Raw genomic sequence first — 12,552 nt, forward strand, 5'->3', positions numbered from 1 at the left:
GGAGGGTCTCGCTTGTATGAACCGGCGGCGATTCTAGCAGCCCTACCCTGTTCGGCACAGGCGCGCGGTTTTGCCGCGACTATCACCCCGGCCGTATACTTTCGGGTTTCCGCCCGCCACGCGAGGCTGTTTTGGACAAGATTCTGATTCGTGGGGCCCGCACCCACAACCTGAAGAACATCGACCTCACCCTGCCGCGCGACAAGCTGATCGTCATCACCGGCTTGTCCGGTTCTGGCAAATCATCGTTGGCATTCGACACTCTCTACGCAGAAGGCCAGCGCCGTTACGTCGAATCGCTTTCGGCGTATGCGCGCCAGTTCCTCTCGATGATGGAAAAGCCCGACGTCGACACCATTGAGGGGCTCTCCCCGGCGATCTCTATCGAGCAGAAATCGACCTCGCACAACCCGCGCTCCACCGTGGGCACCATCACCGAGATCTACGACTACCTGCGTCTGCTCTATGCGCGGGTCGGCACGCCGCGCTGTCCAGATCACGATGCCCCGTTGGAAGCGCAGACGGTCAGTCAGATGGTCGACCAGGTGCTGGCACTGCCCGAAGGCCGCAAGCTGATGCTGCTGGCCCCGGTCATCCGCGAACGCAAGGGCGAGCACCTGGCCGTGTTCGACGAACTGCGTGCTCAGGGTTTCGTGCGCGCCCGCGTCAACGGGCGGCTGTACGAACTCGACGAGCTACCCAAGCTGGACAAGCAGAAGAAGCACTCGATCGACGTGGTGGTGGATCGCTTCAAGGTTCGCGGCGACCTGCAGCAGCGCCTGGCCGAATCCTTCGAAACGGCGCTCAAGCTGGCCGATGGCATCGCCCTGGTCGCCTCCATGGACGAGGACGACGACAGCGAGGAAATGATCTTCTCCGCACGCTTCGCCTGCCCGATCTGCGGCCACTCGATCAGCGAGCTTGAGCCCAAGCTGTTCTCCTTCAACAACCCAGCCGGCGCCTGCCCCACCTGTGACGGCCTGGGCGTGAAGCAGTTCTTCGACGCCAAGCGCCTGGTCAATGGCGAGCTGACCCTGGCCGAAGGCGCCATACGCGGCTGGGACCGGCGCAACGTTTACTATTTCCAGATGCTCGGCTCACTGGCCTCGCATTATGGCTTCAGCCTCGATGAGCCTTTCGACTCACTGGCCGCCGATCATCAGAAGTCCATCCTGCGCGGCAGCGGCCGTGAGAATGTCGAGTTCCGCTACCTCAACGACCGCGGCGATATCGTCAAGCGTTCGCACCCGTTCGAAGGCATCGTTCCCAACCTGGAACGCCGCTACCGCGAAACCGAATCCAATTCGGTTCGCGAAGAGCTCGCCAAATACCTCAGCACCCAGCCCTGCCCGGACTGTCGCGGCACGCGTCTGCGCCGTGAAGCACGCCACGTGTGGGTTGGCGACAAGACCCTGCCTGCGGTCACGGCCATGCCCATCGGCGACGCCACCGACTACTTCGGCGTCCTCTCGCTCAACGGACGACGCGGCGAGATCGCCGACAAGATTCTCAAGGAGATCCGCGAACGCCTGCAGTTCCTGGTCAACGTCGGCCTGGATTATCTGACCCTGGATCGCAGCGCCGACACCCTGTCCGGCGGCGAAGCCCAGCGTATTCGCCTGGCCAGTCAGATCGGCGCCGGCCTGGTTGGGGTGATGTACATCCTCGACGAACCTTCGATCGGCCTGCATCAGCGCGACAACGAACGCTTGCTGGGCACCCTTCGCCACCTGCGCGACATCGGCAATACGGTGATCGTCGTGGAGCATGACGAGGATGCGATCCGTCTCGCCGACTACGTCGTAGACATCGGCCCAGGTGCCGGCATACATGGCGGCCGCATCGTCGCTGAAGGCACACCTGACGAGGTGATGGCGCACCCGGATTCGCTGACCGGCAAGTACCTCTCTGGCCGGGTGAAGATCAACTATCGGCCTGAGCGCACCCGCCGTGATCCGAAGATGCTGCTCAAGCTCAAGGGCGCGCGTGGCAACAACCTGCGCAACGTCGACCTGGAGATTCCGGTCGGCCTGCTCACCTGCATCACCGGTGTGTCGGGCTCGGGCAAATCAACGCTGATCAACAACACGCTGTTCCCGATCACGGCGACTGCACTCAATGGCGCGACCACGCTGGAAGTAGCCCCGCACGACAGCTTCGACGGGCTGCAGCATCTGGACAAGGTAGTGGACATCGATCAGAGCCCGATCGGCCGCACCCCGCGCTCCAACCCGGCGACCTACACGGGGCTGTTCACGCCGATTCGCGAGCTGTTTGCCGGCGTGCCGGAAGCGCGCTCACGCGGCTACGGCCCGGGCCGCTTCTCTTTCAACGTCAAGGGCGGACGCTGTGAAGCCTGCCAGGGCGACGGCGTGATCAAGGTGGAAATGCACTTTCTGCCCGACATCTACGTGCCCTGCGACGTGTGCAAGGGCAAGCGCTACAACCGCGAAACGCTGGAGGTGAAGTACAAGGGCAAGAGCATCACCGAAGTGCTCGACATGACCATCGAGGAAGCCCGCGAGTTCTTCGATCCGGTGCCGGCCGTCGCGCGAAAACTGCAGACGCTGATGGATGTTGGGCTGTCCTACATCAAGCTGGGGCAGAGTGCGACGACCCTGTCTGGCGGTGAGGCGCAGCGCGTCAAGCTGTCCCGCGAGCTGTCCAAGCGTGACACGGGCAAGACGCTGTACATCCTTGATGAACCCACCACCGGCCTGCATTTCGCCGATATCCAGCAGCTGCTCGACGTACTGCACCGTCTGCGCGACCACGGCAATACGGTCGTGGTGATTGAGCACAACCTTGACGTCATCAAGACGGCCGACTGGCTGGTGGATCTCGGCCCGGAAGGCGGCTCGAAGGGTGGCCAGATAATCGCCTGCGGTACGCCGGAAGAGGTGGCAGGCATGGCCCAGTCTCATACCGGTCATTTCCTCAAACCGTTACTCGAGCGCGACCGCTCGGCGGGTTGATCATCGCGTCGGCAGCCGTTTCGGCAACAAGCGCAAGCGCAGCGGGGTCCACTACGGATCCCGCCGGGCAGTTGGGCGGGACACTCTCAGCCCGATAAGGAGAAATCCTGATGCGAATTGCGCTTGCTGCCTGCCTGCTTGGCGCCGGCCTGCTACCCGGTCTTGCCGCCGCCCAACCCAACGGCCCTTGGATCACCAATGAGCAGAACGTCTCGCTGGAGGCGTTCATGAGCAACAACCAGCTGTACGATCAGGTCAACGCACTTTCACGACGTTTCCCGGATGCCCTGCGACTAGAACAGGCCGGCAGCAGCAACGAAGGCCGGCCAATCTGGCTGGCCAGGCTGGGTAATTCAGACAAACCAGCCGTGATGATCATCACCCAACAGCTCGGCAACGAAGCGGCGGTCAATCTGATAAAACGCCTTGCCTCGGGCGGGGCCTTGTCCCGCCAGGTACTGGATAATCTGCAGGTGCTGACCGTGCCGAGGGTCAACCCGGACGGCGCCGAGCGTTTCAGTCGCGGCAACATGGATTTCAGCGCCCCGCAAACCAGCGCTGACTGCCTGCGCGCCGATGGCACCCTGAATCCTGCCAAGTTGGATCAGCACCTCGGCGCCAACGTGACCGCCTTCACCAATGCCGACGGCCAACGCCGATTTAGCTACGACATCAACCGCTACCACTAGCAAGAGCACGCAGATACGCTGCAATCCAGGCCTGGCCAGCGAGCGGCACTTCAACCCGGGGCAGAACCCGGTGCCCGAAGCGGTTGCGGTACGCGGCATCTATGACCGTTACCGTCCCATCTGGCTGGTAGATGTGCACAATCAGAACCCTGCCGTGGTACTCGAGGATGTGGATCCTGAAGTGAACCGCCCGGGACGCCAGGTGACCGGCTCTATCACCTGGCCAACTCACCCGGATGTCGCCCCGGAAGCGGTGGCACTGTCGAAGCAGCTGGCAATCGTGATGAAGCAGCGCTCCACGCAGCTTGGCTTCATGGAAATCACCAACTACTACTATGAGCACCCCAACGGCGATGTCCGCCGCGGCGGCGGCGGCGGCGGCGATCCAGGCATTGCCCGAAACGCATACGGCCTGCTGGGGACCGAGCGACTGGCCGCCGGCGAAACAGGCCCATTGGGCGGCAGCGTGCTCATGGAAATCGGCGGACTGAACAGTCGCGGCCAGAAGGCTGTCGGCATGCTGCGCAACAATGTGCGCGAAATGCTTGAGGCCGTGCTTGTCGCAACTGCCGACGGCAGCCTGACGGCGATCGATCCGGCAGAGGCCGATCGCCTTTTGCCACCCGGACAGGAGAGCGATAAGCCGCTCAACAATCCCCACGGATAGCGCTGAAGAAACAAGAAAGCCCGCAGCACTCGCTGCGGGCTTCTCGATCCTGCGGATACCGCGAATCGCTTATGCCGGCACTTCCGACAGCGGAATATCCAGGGCGGCGGCAATACCTGCTCCATAGGCCGGATCAGCCCTCAGGCAGTGACTGATGTGGCGAATCTTGATATGACGCGCCACTCCCTGCATCGACCGTGCGGTATTTTCGAACAACCGCTGCTGTTCATCGGCCTTCATCAAGCGGAACAGGTTGCCCGGCTGAGTGAAGTAATCGGCGTCGTCGGCACGGTAGTCGTAACGATCCGCCGCCCCCTCGAGAGCCAGCGGTGGCTCGCTGAAGTCAGGCTGTTCCTGCCACTCGCCATAGGTATTCGGCTCGTAATGCAGACGACCACCCTGATTGCCATCTACGCGCATGGCACCATCGCGATGGTAGCTGTGGACCGGGCAACGCGGAGCGTTGACCGGAATCTGATGGTGATTCACCCCCAGCCGGTAGCGTTGCGCATCCCCGTAGGAGAAAAGACGGCCCTGCAACATACGGTCTGGAGAGAAGCTGATGCCCGGAACGACATTCGCCGGTGTGAATGCCGCCTGCTCGACATCCTGGAAGTAGTTGTCGGGATTGCGGTTGAGCTCGTAATAGCCGACCTCGATCAGCGGGTAGTCGGCATGCGGCCAGACCTTGGTGAGGTCGAACGGATGGTACGGCACCTTGGCGGCGTCGGCCTCCGCCATTACCTGCACATACATCGTCCAACGTGGATATTCGCCACGCTCGATGGCCTCGAACAGATCGCGCTGCGAACTCTCCCGGTCATTGGCAACGATGGCTGCCGCCTCGGCGTCGGTGAGATTCTTGATGCCCTGCTGGGTCCGAAAGTGAAACTTCACCCAGAAACGCTCGTTGTTCGGACTGATGAAGCTGTAGGTGTGCGAACCGAAACCGTGCATATGGCGGTAAGACGCCGGGATGCCCCGATCGCCCATGACATAGGTGATCTGGTGCAAGGCTTCAGGCAGCCCGGTCCAGAAGTCCCAGTTGTTGTTCGCGCTGCGCATGTTGGTGCGCGGATCGCGTTTTACTGCGTGGTTGAGGTCCGGAAACTTCAGCGGATCGCGGAAAAAGAACACCGGGGTGTTATTGCCCACCATGTCCCAGTTGCCTTGCTCGGTGTAGAACTTCAGTGCGTAACCACGAATGTCACGCTCGGCATCGGCGGCACCACGCTCGCCTGCGACGGTCGAAAAGCGCGCGAACAGCGGAGTGCGCTTGCCGATCTCGGAAAACAGCTTGGCTTTGGTGTAGCGGGTGATGTCATGGGTGACGACGAATTCTCCGAACGCCCCCGACCCCTTCGCATGCATGCGCCGCTCCGGAATCACCTCCCGGTCGAAATGAGCGAGCTTCTCTAGAAACCATACGTCCTGAAGCAGCATGGGACCACGGCGGCCCGCAGTCATGGAGTTCTGGTTTTCGGATACCGGCGCACCGGCAACGGTTGTGAGCTTCTGCTTGTCAGTCATGGTTGCAGCTCCTTGGTATTCAATAGCTTCCAGGGTCTTGGTAAGTACCTGCTGGTTGAATGCCATCATAGGAAGCAAGCGCAACGCCGACTAATGATGAAGATCAACGCCCCTTATAGAGCCAGTCTCTCAGAATCCTTTGGGCATAAAAAAACCGAGCCAAAAGGCTCGGTTTTTAATTGCCGCTACCGATCTTACTCGGCGGCTTCCACTTCACCAGTGACCGGACGGTCAACCAGCTCGACGTAAGCCATAGGTGCGTTGTCACCAGCGCGGAAGCCGCACTTGAGGATACGCAGATAGCCGCCCTGACGGGTGGCGTAACGCTTGCCCAGATCGTTGAACAGCTTGCCTACGGCAGCCTTCGAACGAGTACGGTCGAAAGCCAGACGACGGTTAGCGACGCTATCTTCCTTAGCCAGGGTGATCAGCGGCTCGGCAACGCGACGCAGCTCCTTGGCCTTGGGCAGGGTGGTCTTGATCAGTTCGTGCTCGAACAGCGACACCGCCATGTTTTGAAACATGGCCTTGCGGTGGGCGCTGGTGCGGCTCAGGTGACGGCCACTTTTACGATGACGCATGATTGAAATTCCTTACCAAACGTTCAGTTCGGTTACTGGGGGCGATCAGGCAGTGGCCTTATCGTCCTTCTTGAGACTTGCCGGCGGCCAGTTATCCAGACGCATACCGAGGGACAAACCACGCGAAGCCAGAACGTCCTTGATCTCAGTCAGGGACTTCTTGCCCAGATTCGGCGTCTTCAACAGCTCTACTTCGGTGCGCTGAATCAGATCACCAATGTAGTAGATGTTTTCCGCCTTCAGGCAGTTGGCCGAACGTACGGTCAGCTCCAGGTCATCAACCGGACGCAACAGGATCGGATCGATCTCGTCTTCCTGCTCGATTACAACCGGCTCGCTGTCGCCCTTGAGGTCGACGAACGCAGCCAGCTGTTGCTGCAGGATGGTCGCTGCACGACGGATCGCCTCTTCGGGATCCAGGGTGCCGTTGGTTTCCAGGTCAATGACCAGTTTGTCCAGGTTGGTGCGCTGCTCGACACGAGCATTCTCGACCACGTAAGCCACGCGACGAACCGGGCTGAAAGTGGCGTCGAGCTGCAGACGACCGATGCTACGGCTCTCGTCTTCATCGCTCTGACGCGCATCAGCAGGCTCGTAACCGCGGCCGCGAGCGACCTTGAGCTTCATGTTGAGCGAGCCGTTGGCCGCCAGATTGGCGATCAGGTGATCGCCATTGACGATTTCGACATCGTGATCCAGCTGGATATCGGCAGCGGTAACAGCGCCCGCGCCCTTCTTCACCAGGCTCAAGGTCACTTCATCACGGCCGTGCAGCTTGATGGCGATACCTTTGAGGTTGAGCAGGATTTCGATGACATCTTCCTGCACGCCCTCGATGGCGCTGTACTCGTGGAGCACACCGTCGATCTCCGCCTCGACCACAGCGCAGCCGGGCATGGAGGACAACAGAATACGACGCAGCGCGTTGCCAAGGGTGTGGCCAAAACCACGCTCGAGGGGCTCGAGAGTGATCTTGGCACGGGTCGGACTGACCACCTGCACATCGATATGGCGGGGGGTCAGGAACTCATTTACCGAACTCTGCATGGATACACCTATTTTCTAGCCCTTACTTGGAGTAGAGCTCGACAATCAGGTTTTCGTTGATGTCGGCGGACAGATCGCTGCGAGCCGGAACATTCTTGAAAACACCGGATTTCTTGTCGGCATCTACTTCGACCCATTCAACGCGACCGCGCTGAGCGCACAGTTCGAGGGCCTGGGCGATACGCAGCTGGTTACGGCACTTCTCACGAACAGCCACTACGTCACCGGCCTTGACCTGGTAAGACGGAATGTTCACGGTCTGACCGTTGACGCTGATTGACTTGTGCGAGACCAGCTGACGCGATTCGGCACGAGTAGAGCCGAAGCCCATGCGGTACACGACGTTGTCCAGACGGCACTCGAGCAGCTGCAGCAGATTCTCACCGGTAGCGCCCTTACGGCTGGCTGCTTCCTTGTAATAACCACTGAACTGACGCTCCAGCACACCGTAGATGCGGCGTACCTTCTGCTTTTCACGCAGCTGGGTGCCGTAATCGGACAGACGTCCGCGACGCTGACCGTGAACACCCGGCGGGGTTTCGATATTGCACTTGGATTCGAGCGCGCGCGCACCACTCTTCAGGAAGAGATCGGTGCCTTCACGACGAGACAGTTTGCACTTGGGACCAATATAACGAGCCATTCTTCACTGTCTCCTGATTACACGCGGCGCTTCTTCGGCGGACGGCACCCGTTATGCGGGATAGGCGTCACGTCGGTGATGCTGGCGATTTTATAACCACATGCGTTCAAAGCACGCACGGCGGACTCCCGACCCGGACCTGGGCCCTTGACGTTGACGTCGAGGTTCTTCAGGCCGTACTCCAGCGCAGCCTGACCAGCGCGCTCTGCAGCGATCTGGGCAGCGAACGGAGTGCTCTTACGCGAGCCGCGGAAACCGGAACCACCCGAAGTAGCCCAGGACAACGCATTGCCCTGACGATCGGTGATGGTCACGATGGTGTTGTTGAAAGACGCGTGGATGTGGGCGATGCCATCAACCACTGTCTTTTTGACTTTTTTACGAGGACGAGCAGCAGGTTTTGCCATGACTAAATTCCTGTCGATTCGCTAACGCGATTACTTGCGGATCGGCTTGCGCGGGCCCTTACGGGTACGTGCGTTGGTCTTGGTACGCTGACCGCGAACCGGCAGACCACGACGATGACGCAGGCCGCGATAGCAACCCAGGTCCATCAAGCGCTTGATTTTCATGTTGACTTCGCGACGCAGGTCGCCTTCAACGATGAACTTGCCGACTTCGCCACGCAGCAGTTCGACCTGCTCGTCGGAAAGATCCTTGATCTTCGCTGCCGGATTCACACCGGTAGCAGCACAGATTTCCTGTGCACGGGTGCGACCAACACCGTAGATGTAGGTCAGCGAGATAACAGTGTGCTTGTTATCCGGAATGTTGACGCCTGCAATACGGGCCATTCAGTGAAACTCCAATTGACAGCTACCTACGCCCCGGAAGCCAAGAAAAGGGCGCGAGATATTAACGCTGTAATAACAAATATTCAACCCGGCAGCGCACTAGCTGCCGGGTTATAACGCCTTACACAATCAGCCTTGGCGCTGCTTGTGACGCGGTTCTGCGCTACAGATCACGCGCACGACACCGTCGCGACGGATGATCTTGCAGTTACGGCACAGCTTTTTAACCGATGCACGAACTTTCATCACCAACTCCTAGAACCTTACGAGCCACCTCAGCGGAGCATTCCACTGCCGTAGCCCTTCAGGTTGGCTTTCTTCATGAGGGAATCGTACTGGTGCGACATGAGGTGTGACTGCACTTGGGACATGAAGTCCATTACAACCACGACCACGATCAGCAACGAGGTCCCACCAAGGTAGAACGGCACGTTGGCTGCAACCACAAGAAACTGTGGCAGCAGGCAGACAGCCGTCATGTACAGGGCGCCGAACATGGTCAAACGAGTCAACACGCCATCAATGTAGCGAGCCGACTGCTCACCAGGACGAATCCCGGGAATAAACGCGCCAGACTTCTTCAGGTTCTCTGCTACGTCTTTCGGATTGAACATCAATGCCGTATAGAAGAAGCAGAAGAAGATGATCCCGGCACTGAACAGCAGAATGTTCAACGGCTGCCCGGGCGCGATCGCCTGCGAAATGTCAGCCAACCAGCCCATGCTCTCTGACTGACCGAACCACTGCCCCAGCGAAGCCGGGAACAGCAGAATGCTGCTGGCAAAGATAGCCGGGATGACCCCCGCCATATTCACCTTCAACGGCAAGTGACTGGTCTGCGCGGCAAAGACCTTACGGCCCTGCTGACGCTTCGCGTAGTGAACCGCGATACGGCGCTGACCACGCTCGATAAACACCACGAAACCGATGATCGCTACAGCGAGCAGGCCAACAGCAAGCAGCGCGATGATATTGATATCGCCCTGGCGAGCAGATTCGAACGACTGACCGAGCGCACCCGGCAAGCCGGCGACGATACCTGCGAAGATCAACATCGAGATACCGTTGCCAACGCCACGCTCGGTGATCTGCTCACCCAGCCACATCATGAACATCGCACCAGACACGAACGTCGTGATGGCCACGAAGTAGAAGCCGAAATCGTTGCTGAACGCGACACCTTGCCCCGCCAACCCGACCGACATACCGATCGCCTGAACGATGGCCAGCACGAGCGTACCGTAACGCGTGTACTGACTGATCTTGCGACGACCGGCCTCACCTTCTTTCTTCAACTGCTCCAGCTGTGGGCTGACAGCGGTCATGAGCTGCATGATGATCGATGCCGAAATGTACGGCATGATCCCCAAAGCAAAAATACTCATGCGCTCCAGCGCACCACCGGAAAACATGTTGAACAAGCTAAGGATGGTCCCCTCGTTCTGACGGAACAGCTCGGCCAGCCGATCGGGATTTATCCCGGGAACAGGGATGTGTGCGCCAATCCGATAGACGATGATCGCCATGAACAGAAAGCGCAGACGAGCCCAGAGTTCGGACAGACCACCATTACTCAGCGCGGAGAGAGCACCTTGCTTAGCCATTTATTCCTCGAACTTGCCGCCAGCTGCTTCGATAGCCGCACGCGCACCTTTGGTGGCTGCGATACCCTTGAGAGTAACCGCGCGACCAACCTCGCCCGACAGCATGATTTTCACGCGCTGTACGTTCTGGTTGATTACGTTGGCGTCTTTCAGGCTTTGCACGGTAACGACATCACCTTCCACCTTGGCCAACTCAGAGGTACGAACCTCAGCGCGATCCATGGCTTTCAGCGAAACGAAACCGAACTTCGGCAGACGACGATGCAGAGGCTGCTGACCACCCTCGAAACCGGGAGCGATCTTGCCGCCGGAACGAGAGGTCTGACCCTTGTGACCACGGCCACATGTCTTGCCCAGGCCACTACCGATACCACGACCGGGACGCAGCTTTTCGCGACGGGCACCCGGCGCAGAACGCAGATCGTTCAGTTGCATGGCTTAGCCCTCCACACGGAGCATGTAATAAGCCTTGTTGATCATGCCGCGATTTTCAGGAGTATCCTGAACCTCGACGGTGTGACCAATGCGACGCAGGCCAAGACCCTTGACGCACAGCTTGTGATTGGGGATACGACCGCTGACACTCTTGATCAGCGTGACCTTGACGGTGTTAGCCATGATCAGGAAATCTCCTCGACGCTCTTGCCACGCTTGGCAGCAATCGACTCAGGCGACTGCATCGCCTTCAGACCCTTAAAGGTGGCGTGAACCACGTTGACCGGGTTGGTAGAGCCATAGCACTTGGCCAGTACGTTCTGAACGCCAGCAACTTCCAGAATGGCGCGCATGGCACCACCGGCAATCACGCCGGTACCCTCGGAGGCAGGCTGCATGTAGACCTTGGACGCGCCATGCGCGGCCTTGGTGGCGTACTGCAGAGTAGTGCCATTCAAGTCGACCTGGATCATGTTGCGGCGAGCCGCCTCCATAGCCTTTTGAATAGCAGCCGGTACTTCACGGGACTTGCCACGACCGAAGCCGACACGTCCCTTGCCATCACCGACCACAGTCAGCGCGGTGAAGGTGAAGATACGACCACCTTTTACAGTTTTTGCGACGCGGTTAACTTGAACCAGCTTCTCGATGTAGCCTTCGTCGCGCTTTTGCTCGTTATTTGCCATAACTTAGAACTCCAGCCCGCCTTCACGAGCAGCTTCAGCCAGTGCCTTGACACGACCGTGGTACTTGAAGCCAGAACGGTCGAACGCCACCTGAGTGACACCTGCGGCTTTCGCGCGCTCAGCGACCAGCTGACCGACTTTCTTGGCAGCGTCGACGTTGCCGGTGGCGGCGTCACGCAGTTCTTTGTCCAGAGTCGAGGCGCTGGCCAGGACCTTGCCGCCGTCGGCCGAAAGGACCTGGGCGTAGATGTGCTGGGAAGAGCGGTACACGCAGAGGCGTACGGTTTCCAGCTCGCGCATCTTCAGGCGTGCCTTGCGAGCGCGACGCAGACGAGTTTCTTTCTTTACGCTCATTTGCTATGCCCTACTTCTTCTTAGCTTCTTTGCGACGGACTACTTCATCCGAGTACCGCACGCCTTTGCCCTTGTAAGGCTCAGGGCGACGGAAGTCGCGGATTTCAGCAGCCACCTGACCGACCAGTTGCTTGTCGACACCCTTGATCAGGATATCGGTCTGGCTGGGGGTCTCAGCGGTAACGCCTTGCGGCAGTTCGTAATCCACCGGATGCGAGAAACCGAGAGCCAGGGACAGCACTTGACCTTTGGCTTGCGCCTTGTAACCAACACCAACCAGCTGAAGCTTGCGCTCGAAGCCTTGACTGACGCCGATCACCATGTTGTTGACCAGCGCACGAGTAGTGCCGGCCATGGCGCGAGTTTGCTGATCGCCATTACGGCCAGCAAAACGCAGCTCACCAGACTCCTGGATGACCTCCACGGACGGATGAACATTCAGTTCGAGAGCGCCTTTTGCGCCCTTCACCGAAAGCTGCTGACCAGACATCTTGATTTCGACGCCAGCAGGCAGCTTGACGGGGTTCTTAGCAACGCGAGACATGCT

The 12,552-nt window shown here is 59.4% G+C and carries 16 protein-coding genes; 3 read left to right on the forward strand and 13 right to left on the reverse strand.

What is annotated here, in order from left to right; all coding sequences use genetic code 11:
• Positions 1–131 precede the first annotated feature (131 nt).
• The 3 genes from uvrA (at position 132) to LW136_RS18645 (ending at position 4,331) form a co-directional block, all read left to right on the forward strand.
• Complete coding sequence (gene uvrA, locus LW136_RS18635; RefSeq protein WP_234173546.1) at positions 132–2,975, forward strand: excinuclease ABC subunit UvrA; 2,844 nt, start codon at positions 132–134, stop codon at positions 2,973–2,975.
• A 110-nt stretch (positions 2,976–3,085) separates the two neighbouring features.
• Positions 3,086–3,664: a M14 family zinc carboxypeptidase gene (locus tag LW136_RS18640; RefSeq protein WP_234173553.1), complete on the forward strand. Its 579-nt coding sequence runs from the start codon at positions 3,086–3,088 to the stop codon at positions 3,662–3,664.
• Positions 3,615–4,331 (forward strand): hypothetical protein, encoded by a 717-nt coding sequence (locus LW136_RS18645; RefSeq protein WP_234173555.1) that lies wholly within the window; start codon positions 3,615–3,617, stop codon positions 4,329–4,331. Before LW136_RS18640 ends, LW136_RS18645 begins: the two co-directional genes overlap by 50 nt.
• Before the next feature lie 69 nt (positions 4,332–4,400).
• On the opposite strand, the gene LW136_RS18650 is transcribed toward LW136_RS18645, so the two are convergent.
• From LW136_RS18650 to rplF, 13 genes are all read right to left on the reverse strand, one after another.
• The gene (locus LW136_RS18650) at positions 4,401–5,861 is read right to left on the reverse strand and encodes a catalase (protein ID WP_234173557.1); all 1,461 of its coding nucleotides are present in this window, start codon (positions 5,859–5,861) and stop codon (positions 4,401–4,403) included.
• Positions 5,862–6,055: 194 nt separating this feature from the next.
• Positions 6,056–6,442, reverse strand: coding sequence for a 50S ribosomal protein L17 (rplQ, locus tag LW136_RS18655; RefSeq protein WP_003304056.1), 387 nt, complete (start codon positions 6,440–6,442; stop codon positions 6,056–6,058).
• Positions 6,443–6,487: 45 nt separating this feature from the next.
• Positions 6,488–7,489 carry a DNA-directed RNA polymerase subunit alpha gene (locus LW136_RS18660; protein ID WP_014821626.1) on the reverse strand — a complete coding sequence of 334 codons (1,002 nt, stop codon included), beginning with the start codon at positions 7,487–7,489 and terminating at the stop codon, positions 6,488–6,490.
• 22 nt (positions 7,490–7,511) lie between these two features.
• Entirely contained in the window at positions 7,512–8,132 is a 621-nt protein-coding gene (gene rpsD / locus LW136_RS18665) for a 30S ribosomal protein S4 (RefSeq protein ID WP_003293044.1), read from the reverse strand.
• Between the two features lie 17 nt (positions 8,133–8,149).
• Positions 8,150–8,539 (reverse strand): 30S ribosomal protein S11, encoded by a 390-nt coding sequence (gene rpsK / locus LW136_RS18670; RefSeq protein ID WP_003281811.1) that lies wholly within the window; start codon positions 8,537–8,539, stop codon positions 8,150–8,152.
• A gap of 30 nt (positions 8,540–8,569) precedes the next feature.
• Positions 8,570–8,926: a 30S ribosomal protein S13 gene (gene rpsM / locus LW136_RS18675; protein WP_003289190.1), complete on the reverse strand. Its 357-nt coding sequence runs from the start codon at positions 8,924–8,926 to the stop codon at positions 8,570–8,572.
• Positions 8,927–9,055: 129 nt separating this feature from the next.
• Positions 9,056–9,172, reverse strand: a complete 117-nt coding sequence (gene rpmJ / locus LW136_RS18680; protein ID WP_003281814.1) for a 50S ribosomal protein L36 — start codon at positions 9,170–9,172, stop codon at positions 9,056–9,058.
• Between the two features lie 29 nt (positions 9,173–9,201).
• Positions 9,202–10,530 carry a preprotein translocase subunit SecY gene (gene secY, locus LW136_RS18685; protein WP_003304058.1) on the reverse strand — a complete coding sequence of 443 codons (1,329 nt, stop codon included), beginning with the start codon at positions 10,528–10,530 and terminating at the stop codon, positions 9,202–9,204.
• Positions 10,531–10,965: a 50S ribosomal protein L15 gene (rplO, locus tag LW136_RS18690; RefSeq protein ID WP_014821627.1), complete on the reverse strand. Its 435-nt coding sequence runs from the start codon at positions 10,963–10,965 to the stop codon at positions 10,531–10,533. It abuts the gene before it with no gap.
• Positions 10,966–10,968: 3 nt separating this feature from the next.
• Positions 10,969–11,148: a 50S ribosomal protein L30 gene (rpmD, locus tag LW136_RS18695; protein WP_003281818.1), complete on the reverse strand. Its 180-nt coding sequence runs from the start codon at positions 11,146–11,148 to the stop codon at positions 10,969–10,971.
• Between the two features lie 2 nt (positions 11,149–11,150).
• Entirely contained in the window at positions 11,151–11,651 is a 501-nt protein-coding gene (rpsE, locus tag LW136_RS18700; RefSeq protein ID WP_003304059.1) for a 30S ribosomal protein S5, read from the reverse strand.
• A 3-nt stretch (positions 11,652–11,654) separates the two neighbouring features.
• The gene (gene rplR, locus LW136_RS18705) at positions 11,655–12,005 is read right to left on the reverse strand and encodes a 50S ribosomal protein L18 (protein ID WP_003304061.1); all 351 of its coding nucleotides are present in this window, start codon (positions 12,003–12,005) and stop codon (positions 11,655–11,657) included.
• A 10-nt stretch (positions 12,006–12,015) separates the two neighbouring features.
• Entirely contained in the window at positions 12,016–12,549 is a 534-nt protein-coding gene (gene rplF / locus LW136_RS18710; RefSeq protein ID WP_014821628.1) for a 50S ribosomal protein L6, read from the reverse strand.
• Positions 12,550–12,552: the final 3 nt, after the last annotated feature.

The sequence above is a fragment of the Stutzerimonas kunmingensis genome (genome assembly GCF_021432085.1).
GTDB lineage: Bacteria > Pseudomonadota > Gammaproteobacteria > Pseudomonadales > Pseudomonadaceae > Stutzerimonas.